Here is a 14,192-nt window from a genome sequence, read left to right on the forward strand (position 1 = left end):
TCAACTATTGGATTCGACTTTTTTCGGGTTCTGCCGCAGCGCCGCTTTTTCGTCTTCGCGCAGGCTCGGCCAAGCCGCATGCAGGTACTGCAGGCCCGACCACAGCGTGAGGATCGCCGCGATCGCCAGCGTCCAGTCGCCCACGTGGAAGACGAAACGGCCCATCCACATGCCCTCGCCCGCGGCCGCCTGGCCGGGCTGCACGGAATACAGCAAGCACAGCAGGGCGACCATCTGCGCGGTGGTCTTGACCTTGCCGATCATCGCCACGCGCACCTTGGCGCGCTGGCCGAGTTCGGCCATCCATTCGCGCAGCGCGGACACGGCGATCTCGCGGCCGACGATCACCGCGGCCCAGAACGCCATCCACGGCGTGGGATGGCCCTGCACGATCAGGAACAGCGCCACGGCGACCATCAGCTTGTCGGCCACCGGGTCGAGGAACGCACCGAACGCCGAATACTGGTGGTAGCGGCGCGCGATCCAGCCATCGAGCCAGTCGGTGATCGCCGCCAGGCCGAAGATCGCCGCCGACGCGAAGTTGGTCCACGAATACGGCAGGTAGAACACCACGACCAGCACCGGGATCATCACGATCCGCAGCAGCGTCAGCCAGGTGGGGATGGTCAACTTCATCGTGCTTCTCTATTCGCCGTTCGCGTCGGGCAGCGGCAGCCCGTGCAGGTTAGCGTAGATTCGGGCGGCCAGGGCGGCGTTCACGCCTTCCACCCGCGCGATCTCCGCCTCGCCGGCGGCCTTGAGCCCGGCCAATCCGCCGAAATGTTTGAGCAGGTTGGCGCGACGCCGCGGGCCGATGCCCGGGATGTCCTCCAGCTTGCTGGTCATGCGCGCCTTCTGGCGGCGGCCGCGGTGGCCGGTGATGGCAAAACGGTGCGCTTCGTCGCGCACCTGCTGGATGAACTGCAATGCGGGCGAGGCGGCGCCCGGCCGCAGTTCGCGGCCATCGGGCAACACCAGGGTTTCGTGCCCGGCGCGACGTTCCTCGCCCTTGGCCACGCCCACCAGCGCCACGCGGTCGATGCCCAGCTCGGCCATCACCGCCTGCGCCTGCGCCAGCTGGCCGGCGCCGCCGTCGATCAGCAGCACCTCGGGCAGCACGCCGCCCTCCTCCACCGCGCGGCGAAAACGCCGTTCCAGCGCCTGGCGCATCGCCGCGTAGTCGTCGCCCGGCGCGATGCCGGCGATATTGAAGCGGCGATATTGCCCGCGCACGGGCCCGGCGGCATCGAACACCACGCACGAGGCCACCGTCGCCTCGCCCAGGGTGTGGCTGATGTCGAAGCACTCCACCCGCTTCACTGGCTCGGCCAGGTCCAGCATCTCGCGCAGCGCCTCGCTGCGCGCGTGCTGCGCGCTCTGGCTGGTCATCTCCGAGGCCAGCGTCTGCTGTGCGTTGCGCGCGGCCAGCTCGACGTAGCCGGCGCGCTCGCCGCGCACGTTCCACTTCAGCGCGACCTTGCGCTCGGCCGAGGCGGTAAGCGCGTGCTCGATCAGCTCGGCCTCGGGAATCTCGCGGTCCAGCAGGATCTCGCGCGGCGGCGTGTGCTCGATGTAGTACTGCGAGACGAAGGCGGCCAGGATCTCGTCGGCGCTGTCTTCGCCATTGGTCTTGGGAAAGAACGCGCGCGTGCCCAGGTTGCGGCCATCGCGAAAGGCCAGCAGCAGCACGCAGGCGTTGGCGCCCTGGGTGGCGCAGGCAAGCACGTCCAGGTCGGCGGCGCGGCCCTCCACGAACTGCCGGTTCTGCAGGCTGCGCAGCGAGGACAGCAAATCGCGCAGGCGCGCGGCGCGCTCGAACTGCAGCTGTTCGCTGGCGGTCTGCATTTCCTGCATCAGCTCTTCGCCGAGCTGGTCGCTCTTGCCTTCGAGGAACAGCGTGGCGCGGTGCACCGATTCGGCGTAATCCTGCGCGCTCACCAATTCCACGCACGGCGCACTGCATCGGCCGATCTGGTATTGCAGGCAGGGCCGGGAGCGGTTGCGGAACACGCTGTCCTCGCAGCTGCGCAGGCGGAACAGCTTGTGCATCAGGTTCAGCGTCTCGCGCACGGCGTACACGCTGGCATACGGCCCGAAATAGCGCCCCGGGATCGCGCGTGGGCCGCGGTGCAGGCCGATGCGCGGCCAGTCCTCGCGGGTGAGCAGCACGTAGGGGTAGCTCTTGTCGTCACGCAGCGAGACGTTGTAGCGCGGCGTCAGCGACTTGATCAGCTGGTTTTCCAGCAGCAGCGCTTCGGCCTCGGTGCGGGTCACGGTCACGTCCATGCGCGCCACCTGCGAGAGCATGGACATCGTGCGCGCATTCTTCGGCGAGCCGTTGAAATAGCTGCCCACGCGCTTGCGCAGCGCGCCGGCCTTGCCAACGTACAGCAGCGTGTCGTCCGCGGCATACATGCGGTACACGCCGGGGGCGGTACTCAGCTGCGCAGCGAATGCCTTGCCATCGAATCCGGCGGGCGGCCTGGCTTTCATTCCTGGATCGTGAACTCGCTCAATTCGCCGCTGGCGATGTCGTAACGCAGCACGGCGTGGGCATCGGTCTCGGCGATCCACACGCTGCCGGCGGCCACCGCCAGCCCGGCCGGGCCGTGCAGGCGGCGCGGCAGCTTGACCGTGGCCAGCTCGCCGCCGCCCAAACGCAGGCTGCGCAGGCTGCCATTGCCGCTGTCGGCGATCCACAGCACGGGCGCGCCGGCGGGGTCCATCGCGATGGCTTGCGGGAATTGCAGGCGCGCCAGGTGCCGCGGGCCGTCGGCATCGCCGAACTCCCACGGCCCCTGCCCGCCGACCAGCGTCTGCACCAGATCGCCGCGCAGTTGCATGGAGCGGATGGCCGAGCCGAGCGCGTCGCACACGTAGAGGGTCTGCTGCACCGCCACCACGGCGGTGGGCTGCGCGAACGCGGCCAGGTGGCCGCTACCGTCGCGCTCGTCCAGCGCGCCGGCACCGGCGCGCCAGCGCAGTTCGCCGCGGCCCAGGTCGTAACCCCAGATCCGGTTGTCGCCGGCCATCGCCACCAGCAGTTCGTTGCCGGCCACGGTCACGCCCTGCGGGCTGTCCAGCGATACCTGCGTCGCCTCGCCCACCACGCCTTCGACCGGCTCGCCGGCGCGGCCGTTGCCGCACAGCGTATCGACCCGGCCGCTGGAGAGATGGACCCGGCGCAGCGCATGGTTGCCGGCATCGGCCACGTACAGCGCCTCGCGCGCCAGGGCCAGGCCGCGCGGGCGGCGGAAAGCCGCCTCGCCAAGGCCTCCATCCATGAAATCGGCCGTGCCCAGGCCGAACTGGCGCAGCACGCGCCCGGCGTGGTTGCACTCGAGGACGCGATGGTGGCCGCTGTCGGCGATGAACAGGCGGTCGGCACTGGCCGCCAGCCCGGTCGGGAAACGCAGGGTCAGCCGCGGCTCGGGATGGCGCTCGGGCGGTACGCGCAGGTCCTCGTCGCTGGGCATCGGCTGCCCCTCGCACAGCGCCTGCAGCTCGCGTTCCAGCTCGCCGCCAAGGCCGACCACCCGCTGGCGCTCGCGGCCCTGGGCGTCGATCAGCACCACGGTGGGCCAGGACGCCACGCCGAAGCGGCGCCAGGTTTCCCACTCGCGGTCCAGCAGGATCGGGGCCTGCACCCCATGCTGGCGCAGCAGCTTGAGCGCGCGCTCCGGCTCTCGCTCGCTGTCGAAGCGCGGCACCTGCACCACGATCAGCTGCAAGCGCCCGGGATTGCGCGCCTGCCACTGCGACAGTTCGGCCAGCCGCTGGGCACACCACTCCGAGCCGGCGTTGACGAACGCCAGCACCAGCGCCCGCCCGCGGTGTTCCTGCAGGGTGGACGGCCGGGCGTTGAGCCAGGTGGGGAATTCGGGGAATTCCTGAAGATTCGGCACGCTCATCGGTCGATTATGCCCAAAGCGGACGCATGCGTAAGGCGCTGCACCGTGGCCCGCGCCGCGCGGTCGACCAGCGCCCAGGCGGCCTCGAACTCTTCCGTTCCGCCGGTGTAGGGATCAGGCACCTCCGAGGCGTCCTCGATTCCGGCCCACGGCAGCCACAGCACCACCCGGTCGCGGGCATGCGCCGGCGCCCGCGCCTGGGCATCGCGCAGGTTGGACGCGTCGGCGCAGAGGATCCAGTCGAAGGCCTGGAAATCGGCCGGACGCAGCTGGCGCGCGCGCAGGCCGGAGATATCCACGCCGTGCCCGGCGGCGCAGCGGATCGCCTGCCGGTCCGGCGGCTCGCCGGCATGCCAACCGCCGGTGCCGGCCGAATCGACCTCCACTGCGCCGGCCAGCGGCGAGGCGTCCAGCCGCGCGCGCAGGGCGCCCTCGCCCATCGGCGAGCGGCAGATGTTGCCCAGGCACAGCACCAGCAACCTCATGCAGCGTCCCAGCGTGCCTGCGCGCGCAGCAGGTCCTCGGGCGTATCGATGCCCGGCGGGAACTGCTCGGGCGTCAGCGCCACCGCGATGCGGTGGCCGGCCTCCAGCACGCGCAACTGCTCCAGCGATTCCACCCGCTCCAGCCGTCCCGGCGGCATCGCCGCGAACTGCTGCAAAAAGCCGGCGCGGTAGCCGTAGATGCCGATGTGCCGCAGCCACTCGCCCGGTGGCAGCACGTCGCGCGCGGCGGCGAAGGCGTCGCGGTGCCAGGGGATCGGCGCGCGGCTGAAATACAGCGCGTGGCCGGTGTCGTCGCGCACCAGCTTGACCACGTTGGGATCGAACAGTTCGTGCGCCTCGGTGACCGGCGTCGCAAGCGTGGACATGTGCGCCCGGCCCGACGCCAGCAGGCGCGCGACCTCGCGGATGCCCGCGGCCGGGGCGAACGGCTCGTCGCCCTGCAGGTTCACCACGAGCGTGTCGTCCGACCAACCCGCCTGGCGGGCACATTCGGCCAGGCGGTCGGTGCCGGAGGCGTGGTCGGGCGAGGTCATCGCGACATGCACCCCCGCCAGCCCTTCGACCGCGGCGGAGACGCGCGCGTCGTCGGTGGCGACCCAGACCTCGCGGGCGCCGGCCTGCAGGGCCCGCTCGGCGACCCGCCGCACCAGCGGCTCGCCACCCAGCAGCCGCAGCGGCTTGCCCGGCAGGCGGGTGGCCGCATAGCGCGCCGGCACGGCGACGACGAAGGAAGGCAGTTCGGCAGTCATGTCATGCACCGTGGGGACGGCAGGAGGAAAAAGAAAGGTTCAACCGCGACGCAGCTTGCCCAGCCGGTCCAGCAAGGCGACCCAGAACGCGGCCGGCAGGTCGGCCTGCAGCGGCACGCTGAACATCCACTCGTCGGCGAAGTCGCGGCATTTCACCGCGTCCTTCTCGGTCATCAGCACCGGCAACTGGCTGCCGAAGCCGAAGTCCGCGGCCACATAGCGGTGATGGTCGGCGAAGGCGTGCGGCACCACGCCGATGCCGCGCGCGCGCAGCATCGAGAAGAAGCGCTCCGGATGCGCGATACCCGCCACCGCATGCACGCGCTGCCCGGCGAAGACCGCCAGCGACCGCGCGCGGCCGCCCCGCAGCGGCTGCGCCTCGTCCAGGCGCAGGCGCATCTGCCATTCGCCGAAGCCCGGCGCCATCGCCGCGTCCTCCGGCGGGGTCTCGCCCAGGTTGACGATGCGGAAGTCGCACTCGCGGGCACGCTCGGCGGGCTCGCGCAGCGGGCCGGCGGGAATCAGCCGGCCATTGCCGTAGCGGCGCTTGCCGTCCACCACCTCGATCTCGACATCGCGCGCCAGCCGGTAGTGCTGCAGGCCATCGTCGCAGACCACGATGTCGCAGCCGGCTTCCAGCAGCGCGCGGGCGGCGGCAACGCGGTCGGCGTCCACGCGCACCGGCACGCCGGTCTTCCACGCGATCAGCACCGGCTCGTCGCCGCCGAGGGCGGCCGGCGTGCCCGGTTCGATCCAGCGCGGCGTGCGCGCATCCTGCCGGCCATAGCCGCGGCTGGCCACGCCCGGCTTCCAGCCGGCCTCGCGCAGCTTCTCCACCAGCGCGATGGTCAGCGGCGTCTTGCCGGTGCCGCCGGCGGTGACATTGCCCACCACCACGACCGGCACCGGCACCTGGTGGCGGCGCCGCCAGCCGCGCCGGTAGAGCGCCCGGCGCACGCCGACCACCGCGCCGTACAGCGGCGCCAGCACGCGTGCGCCGAAGGGTACCGGCAGGTCCTCGTACCAGTAAGCCGGGGTCTTGCTCAGGGGTTTGCTCATACCTGCCTTTCGCGGAACTGCATGCCGTGCAGGTGGGCGTACAGCCCGCCCTGTGCGAGCAGCTGCGCGTGGGTACCGCGCTCGACGATGCGGCCATGGTCCATCACCAGCACCTGGTCGGCATGCTCGATGGTGGACAGGCGGTGGGCGATGACCAGCGTGGTGCGGTCCGGCATGAGCCGGTGCAGCGCGTCCTGCACCAGGCGCTCGGATTCGTTGTCGAGCGCGGCGGTGGCCTCGTCGAGGATCAGGATGGGCGCATCGCGCAGGATGGCGCGGGCGATCGCCAAGCGCTGGCGCTGGCCGCCGGAGAGCAGCGCGCCGTTCTCGCCGATCGGCGTCTGCAGCTGCTGCGGCAGGCGCTCGATGAACTCCCAGGCGTTGGCCGCTTCGGCCGCGGCGCGGATGCGCGCCTCGCTGGCCTCGGTGCCGTAGGCGATGTTGGCCGCCACGGTGTCATCGAACAGCATCACCCGCTGGCCGACCAGCGCGATCTGCCGGCGCAGGTCTTCCAGCCGGTACTCATCCAGCGGCACGCCGTCCAGCCGGATGCACCCGCCGGTAGGTTCGTAGAAGCGCGGCACCAGCCGCACCAGGCTGGTCTTGCCGCTGCCCGAGCGCCCGACGATGGCCGTCACCGTGCCCGGCTTGGCCTGGAAGGTGATGTCGTCCAGCGCCAGGCCGTCGTCCTGGCGGTAGCGCAGCATCACGTGTTCGAAGGACAGCTCGCCAAGGGCGCGCTTCACCTCGCGGGTGCCGGTGTCCTGCTCGGTGGGCAGGTCGAGGATGCCGAACAGGCGCTCGGCGGCGGCCACGCCGCGGGAAATGGCGCTTTGTACGCTGGTGAGGCGGCGCAGGGAGGGGATGATGGCCATCATGGAGCTCATCAGGGCCATGAACTCGCCCGCGTTGAGGCGACCGGCGAGCGACTCGCGGGTGGCGACAAACACGATCACGGCCAGCGCCAGCGCCGCCAGGAACTGCACGGTGGCGGACGCGGTGGCGCGCGTGGTCTCCACTTTCATGTTCAACCGCAGCATCCGGTTGGCCAGCGCCTGATAGCGCCCGATCTCGTGCTGCTGGGTGCCGTGCACCTTCACTTCCTGCTGCGCCGAGAGCGACTGCTCGGCCGTCTGCGCCATCGCGCCCATGCCGTCCTGGATGCCGCGGCTGATGCGGCGATAACGCTTGCCCACGTAGGACACGATCACGCCGATCAGCGGCACCACCAGCAGCATGGCGAAGGTGACCTTCAGGCTCATCTGCACCATCACGGCCAGCATGTAGATGATGGTAAGCGTGTCGGCCACGACGGTCTTCAGCGCATCGGCGCTGGCCTGGGTCACCTGTTCGGTATCGAAGTTCAGCCGGCTCACCATCACCGGTGTCGCTTCGTTGTCGAAGTGCGTGGACGGCAGGCGCATGTACTTGCCGAGCACCTGCTCACGCAGGTCGCGCACCACGCTGCGGCCGGTACGCGCCATGCAGTAGTCGCCCACGAAGGTGGCCAGACTGCGCATCACGAACAAGCCCAGGATCGCGAGCGGCAGCATCACCGCCGCACGCGGCTCGGGATTCACGAAGCCTTCGTTGATCAACGGCTTCATCAGCAGCATGAAGAAGTAACCGGCGGTGCTTTCCACCACCATGCCGGCCAAGGCCAGCCCCAGCCAGCTCGAATAGGGCCGCGAATAGCCTAGCAGGCGCTTGTATATCGGCCAAACCGGTGCCGCTTTGGCTGCGCTCACGAAAGCTCTCCTGGAGGGCGGCGGCTCGCGCCGGCAAGTGCGCGCGCGCTGGAAAATGTGCGATCGCGCTGGATAAGCGGCATGGGCAGCGGAAGCTCAGTAAATATCATGCGATTCATCAAACGAATATACGGATATCTCGACAGACAATACGTTTATCTGTTGACCCAGCGCCAGCATTTATCAGACTCAGTTGGCCCAATGCAGGGCGATCAATGGAGCACTGAAGATGATCAGAACGCTGAGCGAGAAGGAAGTAAAGCAAGTTTCGGGTGGCAAGGCGGATTTCTCAGGCGTTACGTCGCGTGTCGACAGCACTGCTGAGATCTTGCGCGTCGGCAGCAACGACAGATGGCTGAATGCCGCACGCCGCGTCTTCATGTACAACGCGTTGTTCCGCTAGTTTTTGGCATCGCCGTAGCGCGGCATACCCTGCACGCGCAGGGTATGCTGCCACTTACTTCTGCGCCGCGCGCCCGACCTCCGGCGCCGTCGCGATCGCCAGCTTGCGGAAGCCCAGCTGACCCAGCGCGTCTTGCGCCGTCACCACCGCCTGGTAAGGCGTGCGCGCATCGGCACGCAGCAACACGGTCTGCTCGCGGTCGTCGCCAGCCACCTCGCTGATCACCTGCTTGAGCGAAGCGATGTCGCTGCGCAGCACCTCGCGGTCATTGATGAAGTAGCGCCCGTCCGCATTCACCAGCACGCTCAACGAGCGCGGTGGCGCGGCGCTGTGCTGGTCGCTGGCATTGGGCAGCTGCAGCTGCAACGTGGAGCGCGCATCGAACGTGGTGGTGACCACGAAGAAGATGATCAGCACCAAGATGACGTCGATCAGTGGCACCAGGTCGATATGCGGCTCGTCCTGCGCGCGGTCGTCGCGGATGCGCACGCGCTCAGCCCTTGGCCACGGCGGGGGCACGCGCCGTCGCGGTCGACGACGGGCCGGCGGCCGCGCGCGAGGCGCCGGCCGGGCCGCGGCCATCGAGCGCGTCCAGCAGCAGCGTCGCTTCCTGCTCCATCTCGATCACGTAGCCGTTGACGCGGCCCTTGAAGTAGCGATGGAAGATCAACGCAGGCACGGCGATGATCATGCCCGTCGCCGTGCACACCAGCGCCTTGCCGATGCCGCCGGCGAGCTGGTTCACGTCGCCGATGCCGTGGTCGAGGATGCCCAGGAACATCTGGATCATGCCGACAACGGTGCCGAGCAGGCCCAGCAGCGGGCCGGCCGAGGCGATGGTGCCGAGCGCGTTGAGGAAGCGCTCCATGCGGTGGACGATGTGACGACCGGTGTCCTCGATACGCTCGCGCACCAGCTCGCGCGGACGGCCCCGCATGTCCAGCGCCGCGGCCAGCAGCGCGCCCAGCGGCGAGCTGCGGCGCAGCGATTCGATGTGGGACGGGTCCAGCTTGCCGCGCGCGGCCCAGTTGCGCACTTCCTCGCCCAGACCGGGCGGCAGGACTTCATTGCGGCGCAGCGTCCACAGGCGTTCGAGCACGATAGCCAGCGCCAGGATCCCCAGCAGCAGCAGGGGCACCATGGGCCAGCCGCCCGCCTTGACCAGTTCCCACACGTTCAGATCCTCCGGCGCGATCGGCCGCCTGTTTGCTGGGCGATAGGATAGCAGTCGCGCGCAGGCGTACCTCCGCGTCCCACCAGCGGGGCTGCCAGCGCCGTTGTTCACGCACGGCCAGCCCGTCACGGCCCAGCCAGACCCGGATCGCGCCGCTGCGCGCGGTCTCCAGCGTCTCGGCCCCGGCCCGCGCCCAGGCCCGCACCACGCCGGGCCGGGGATGCCCGAAGCGGTTGCCGTGCCCGGCGGCGAATATCACCAGCCGCGCAGCGGTCGCGCCGATGAAGCGATGGCTGGAAGAGCCCGCACTGCCGTGATGCGGCGCCACCACCAGGTCGGCGCGCAGGTCGGCGGCATCCAGCCGCAGCAGGCGTTGTTTGACGACCTGGCCGATATCCCCCGTCAACAAGGCGACCCGGTTTCCCGCCTGCACCCGCAACACGCAGCTCGACTCGTTGGCCAGGTAAGGAAACCCCGGCGGCGGATGCAGGAAGCGGAAGGCCACGCCGTCCCATTGCCATTGCCCGCCGCGTGCGCAGGGTGCACGCGTGCCCGGCCACGGCATGCCGGGCGGCGTGTAGCGCGCTTCCACGGCGCCTGCGGCCAGCACCGCGGCCGCGCCGCCGGCATGGTCGCCATCGCCGTGGCTGACGACCAGCGCATCCAGCCGCCGGACGCCGAGCGCGCGCAAGGCCGGCAGCACCACCCGCTCGCCGGCGTCGTAGCCCTCTTCCACCCGCGGCCCGGCGTCGTAGAGCAGTGCGTGATCCCGTGTTCGCACCAGCACGGCCAGGCCCTGCCCTACATCCAGCACGGCCAGCTCCACTTCTCCGGCACGGGGGCGGCGCGTCTCCGGCCAGGCGAGGCCCAGCCACAGCGTGACCGCCAGGGCCTTGCCCGGCACGCCGCGGGGCATGAGCCACCAGATCGCGCCGAGCAACGCCAGCACGGCAGCGACGGGAGGGGCCTGGGGCCATCCCGCCCGCGCGAACGGCCAGCTGCCGGCGTGCGAGAAAATGCGCCAGCTCGCGGTGAAGCACGCCTCCGCCGCGCGCCACGCCAGCCCGCCCGCGCCGGTATGCACCGCTTCCATTGCCAAGCCCGATAGCGCCAGCGGTACGACGACCAGGCTCCACCACGGGATGGCGAGCAGATTGACCAGCGGCCCGACCCACGAGGCCTCGGCGAACCACGCGATGGACACCGGCAGCAGGCACACCGTCGCGACCCACTGCGCGCGCAGGAACGTGAGCAGCATCGGCACGCGGTGACTCCCGGCGGGCATAAGCGCCGCCAGGCACGCCACGCCACCGAAGCTCAGCCAGAACCCGGGCAGCAACGGCGACAACGGGTCCACCACCACGGCGACCAGCAGCGCCAACCCCAGAGCGTGCAAGGCGCTCACCCGCCGGCGCGCGAGCCGGGCCAGGCACACCACCGCGACCATCCACACCGTGCGCCACGTAGGCAACGAGCCACCCGCGATGCCGGCATACGCGGCCGCGGCGAGCATCGCCGCCCAGGCGGCCGCCGAATCGCGCGGCCAGCGCCGTGGCAGCGCCGGCCACGCCCACCACACGGCCCGCAGGCACCACGCCGCGCCCAACGCGACTAGGCCCACATGAAAACCGGAGATCGCAATCAGGTGCGTCAACCCGGTGGCGCGCAGCGTTTGCCAGTCGGCGGCCGCCAGGCCGCGCGTATCGCCCAGCGCCAACGCCTGGATGAAACGAGCGCCCGGACCGGCGACCGCCGCCACGATGCGCCCGCTCATGCGGTCGCGCCATGCGTCCACGCCATGAGGAGCGCGCAGTTCATCGGCCTCTGCCGGCCTTCTCACCTGCCCCGTCGCGACGAGCCGCAGCGCGGCGGCATGCCGTTCGGCGTCGGCACCGCCGGGATTGCGCAAGCCGCGCGGCGCACGCAGGCGCACCCACAACCGCCAGTGCGCGCCCGCGCGCAGCGCCCTGCGCGGACCGGGGGCCAGGGCGTCGAAGTCGTCGTACCAGGCCAGTTGCAACAACCGCCCCCGTAGCAGGGACGGCGCGGCCTGCGCCTCGTCCACGCGCAGCAGGAACCGCGTGCGACGCGCATCGACCACCGGCAGGTCCAGGACCTGCCCGCGCACTTCGATCTCCCGCCCTTCCCATGCCGCCGGCCACTGCGCGCGCAGCACCGCCAGCGCATGGCCCGCGGTCCACGCGGCGCCGGCCATGCCGAACGCCACGGCCATCAGTGCATTTCGCCTTACGGGCGCCAGCGCCGGCGTTCGTACCGCGGCCACCGCCACGATCAGGGCCAACGCCGCGCAGCCGGCGATGCGTACCGCCGTCCAAGGCACGCCGGACCACGCCGCGGCGACCGTACCCGCCAGCAGCGCCACCCACGCGCTGGACGGCAATGCCCACGCGCGCCCGCGCTCCCGCACTTCCAGGCTCGACATTCATTTCCCCTCCCACGCACCGCCCCACGGTGTGACGGCCGGCGCCGCCGGCACCCGGTGGCCGACGGTACTGCGCCTCAGGGGGGCTGCGCGGAACAGGCCCGTCGCCCTCGCTGACGGCGCCGGCACGTCACGGGAGAAAGGTTAGTGAGGCCGCCGATTTGCGGGCAGCGGGAAACCGCGCCGTGGCCCGTCAGGCCACGGACATGCCGCATGTGGGAAATCTTGCCGCCGCGATGCTGGGCTTATGCCGCGGCGGGCGCCGTCAGCTGGCGCAGGCGGCCTTCGTGCAGTTCGAGCACGCGGTCGAGCTTGAACGCCAGGCCACGATCGTGCGTCACCAGGACCAGGCTGGTGCGGTGCTGGCGGTTGAGCTCGAGCATCAGCTCGAACACGGTCGCCGCGGTCCGGTCGTCGAGGTTGCCGGTCGGCTCGTCGCCCAGCACGCACGCCGGGCGGTTGACCAGCGCCCGCGCCACCGCCGCGCGCTGGCGCTCGCCGCCGGACAGCTCGCCCGGCTTGTGCTCCAGGCGATGCCCCAGGCCCACGGCCTCCAGCAACTGCGCGGCGCGCTCGCGTGCCGGGGCCACGTCCTCGCCGGCCAGCAGCACCGGCATCATCACGTTCTCCAGCGCGGTGAATTCCGGCAACAGGTGATGGAACTGGTAGACGAAGCCCAGCGCACGGTTGCGCAGCCGGCCGCGCGCGCCATCGGAAAGCTCGGACATCGACTGGCCCGCCACCAGCACCTCGCCGGCGGTGGGCACGTCCAGGCCGCCGAGCAGGTGCAGCAGCGTACTCTTGCCGGCGCCCGAAGCACCGACGATCGCCACCGTCTCGCCCGGTGCCACCGACAGGTCCAGCCCGTCGAACACCGGCGTGCGCATGCGCCCCTCGGCATAGGTCTTGCCCAGGCCCACGGCACGGATCACGGGGGTGGAGCTCATCGCGGCCTCATTCATAGCGCAGCGCCTCCGCCGGCTGGGTGCGCGCCGCGCGCCACGCCGGGTACAGGGTCGCCAGGAAACTCATCAGCAGGGCGACGACGGTGATCGCCACCACGTCGGGGGTCTGCATGTCGGTGGGCAGGCCGGTGATGTAGTAAACGTCTTCCGGCAGCAGCTTGATGTGGAACAGCGATTCGATCGCCCCGAGGATGCGCTCCAGGTTGAGCGTCAGCGTGATGCCGCCGATCACCCCCAGCACGGTGCCGATGATGCCGATCAGCGAGCCCTGCACCATGAAGACCTTCATCACCCCGCCCGGGGTCAGGCCCAGCGTGCGTAGGATCGCGATGTCGGCCTGCTTGTCGGTGACCAGCATCACCTGCGAGGACACCAGGTTGAACGCACCCATGGCGATGATCAGCGAGAGCAGGATGCCCATCACCGTCTTCTCCATGCGCAGGGAGTGGTAGAGGTTGGCGTTTTCCTGCGTCCAGTCGCTGACGCGGTGGTCGCCGGGCAGCTTCAGCGCCAGATCGCTGGCCACTTCCCAGGCGCGGTCCATGTCGTAGAGCTTCAGCCGCACGCCGGTGACGCCGTCCATGCGCAGCACGCGCGCCATGTCTTCCATGTTGGTCACCGCCAGGCCGCGGTCGATCTCGTTGTAGCCGGCCTCGAAGATGCCGCTGACGGTGAAGCGCTTGTAGCGCGGTGCGGCGCCGAACGGGGTGGCCTGCGGCTCGGCCAGCATCACCACCACCTTGTCGCCCACGTTCACGCCCAGCCACAGCGCCAGTTCCTGGCCGAGCAGGATGTTGTACGAGCCGGGCGTGAGGCTGTCGGCCGAGCCCTGCTTCATCTTCTGCGCCAGCACGGAGACCTTGTTCTCCTGCGCCGGCACCACGCCGCGCACGATGGCCGGCTGGTTGCGCGTGCCGGTGATCAGCGCCTGGCTTTCGATGTAGGGCGCCGCGCCGGCCACGCGCGGATCGGCGCTGGCCACCTGTAGCGCGGTCTGCCAGTCGCGCAGCGGCGCGCCGTCCGCGCTGACCGTGGCGTGGGCGGCCATCTGCAGCAGGCGGTCGCGGATTTCTTTCTGGAAGCCGCTCATCACCGCCAGGGTGGTGATCAGCACGGTGACCCCGAGGGCGATGCCCAGGATCGACGCCATCGAGATGAAGGAGATGAAGCCGTTGCGACGCTTGGCGCGCAGGTAACGCAGGCCGATGGCGACAGGTAAGGGTTTGAACATGCG

Annotated in this window: 13 protein-coding genes; 1 reads left to right on the forward strand and 12 read right to left on the reverse strand. The window is 70.4% G+C overall.

Annotated elements, in window-relative coordinates:
* From pgsA to msbA, 7 genes are read right to left on the reverse strand one after another with little or no spacing between them, the layout of a single operon-like run.
* Complete coding sequence (gene pgsA / locus P6166_RS03220) at window positions 1-636, reverse strand: CDP-diacylglycerol--glycerol-3-phosphate 3-phosphatidyltransferase (protein ID WP_277763086.1); 636 nt, start codon at window positions 634-636, stop codon at window positions 1-3.
* Between the two features lie 9 nt (window positions 637-645).
* The gene (gene uvrC, locus P6166_RS03225; protein ID WP_277763087.1) at window positions 646-2,493 is read right to left on the reverse strand and encodes an excinuclease ABC subunit UvrC; all 1,848 of its coding nucleotides are present in this window, start codon (window positions 2,491-2,493) and stop codon (window positions 646-648) included.
* Complete coding sequence (locus P6166_RS03230) at window positions 2,490-3,911, reverse strand: redoxin domain-containing protein (protein WP_277763088.1); 1,422 nt, start codon at window positions 3,909-3,911, stop codon at window positions 2,490-2,492. Before P6166_RS03230 ends, uvrC begins: the two co-directional genes overlap by 4 nt.
* Window positions 3,908-4,396 carry a low molecular weight protein-tyrosine-phosphatase gene (locus tag P6166_RS03235; RefSeq protein WP_277763089.1) on the reverse strand — a complete coding sequence of 163 codons (489 nt, stop codon included), beginning with the start codon at window positions 4,394-4,396 and terminating at the stop codon, window positions 3,908-3,910. The genes P6166_RS03230 and P6166_RS03235 overlap by 4 nt, the downstream gene beginning before the upstream one ends.
* Window positions 4,393-5,166 (reverse strand): 3-deoxy-manno-octulosonate cytidylyltransferase, encoded by a 774-nt coding sequence (gene kdsB, locus P6166_RS03240; RefSeq protein ID WP_277763090.1) that lies wholly within the window; start codon window positions 5,164-5,166, stop codon window positions 4,393-4,395. Before kdsB ends, P6166_RS03235 begins: the two co-directional genes overlap by 4 nt.
* Window positions 5,167-5,205: 39 nt before the next feature.
* A complete protein-coding gene (gene lpxK / locus P6166_RS03245) occupies window positions 5,206-6,225 on the reverse strand; it encodes a tetraacyldisaccharide 4'-kinase (RefSeq protein WP_277763091.1) in 1,020 nt (339 codons plus the stop codon).
* Window positions 6,222-7,973, reverse strand: a complete 1,752-nt coding sequence (gene msbA / locus P6166_RS03250; protein WP_277763092.1) for a lipid A export permease/ATP-binding protein MsbA — start codon at window positions 7,971-7,973, stop codon at window positions 6,222-6,224. Before msbA ends, lpxK begins: the two co-directional genes overlap by 4 nt.
* 229 nt (window positions 7,974-8,202) lie before the next feature.
* Here msbA and P6166_RS03255 point away from each other — a divergent pair, with 229 nt between their 5' ends.
* Window positions 8,203-8,376: a hypothetical protein gene (locus P6166_RS03255; RefSeq protein ID WP_277763093.1), complete on the forward strand. Its 174-nt coding sequence runs from the start codon at window positions 8,203-8,205 to the stop codon at window positions 8,374-8,376.
* A 54-nt stretch (window positions 8,377-8,430) separates the two neighbouring features.
* Here P6166_RS03255 and P6166_RS03260 read toward each other — a convergent pair whose 3' ends face one another.
* The 5 genes from P6166_RS03260 to P6166_RS03280 form a co-directional block, all read right to left on the reverse strand.
* Window positions 8,431-8,865 (reverse strand): biopolymer transporter ExbD, encoded by a 435-nt coding sequence (locus P6166_RS03260; protein ID WP_277763094.1) that lies wholly within the window; start codon window positions 8,863-8,865, stop codon window positions 8,431-8,433.
* A 4-nt stretch (window positions 8,866-8,869) separates the two neighbouring features.
* On the reverse strand, window positions 8,870-9,550 hold the full coding sequence (locus tag P6166_RS03265) for a MotA/TolQ/ExbB proton channel family protein (RefSeq protein ID WP_277763095.1): 681 nt from the start codon (window positions 9,548-9,550) through the stop codon (window positions 8,870-8,872).
* Window positions 9,441-11,993, reverse strand: coding sequence for a DNA internalization-related competence protein ComEC/Rec2 (locus P6166_RS03270; protein WP_277763096.1), 2,553 nt, complete (start codon window positions 11,991-11,993; stop codon window positions 9,441-9,443). Before P6166_RS03270 ends, P6166_RS03265 begins: the two co-directional genes overlap by 110 nt.
* A 245-nt stretch (window positions 11,994-12,238) precedes the next feature.
* Window positions 12,239-12,955 carry a lipoprotein-releasing ABC transporter ATP-binding protein LolD gene (gene lolD, locus P6166_RS03275; RefSeq protein ID WP_277763097.1) on the reverse strand — a complete coding sequence of 239 codons (717 nt, stop codon included), beginning with the start codon at window positions 12,953-12,955 and terminating at the stop codon, window positions 12,239-12,241.
* Window positions 12,948-14,189: a lipoprotein-releasing ABC transporter permease subunit gene (locus tag P6166_RS03280; protein ID WP_277763098.1), complete on the reverse strand. Its 1,242-nt coding sequence runs from the start codon at window positions 14,187-14,189 to the stop codon at window positions 12,948-12,950. Before P6166_RS03280 ends, lolD begins: the two co-directional genes overlap by 8 nt.
* Window positions 14,190-14,192 lie beyond the last annotated feature (3 nt).

Origin of the sequence: Stenotrophomonas sp. HITSZ_GD (assembly GCF_029543105.1) — a bacterium.
GTDB lineage: Bacteria > Pseudomonadota > Gammaproteobacteria > Xanthomonadales > Xanthomonadaceae > Stenotrophomonas_A.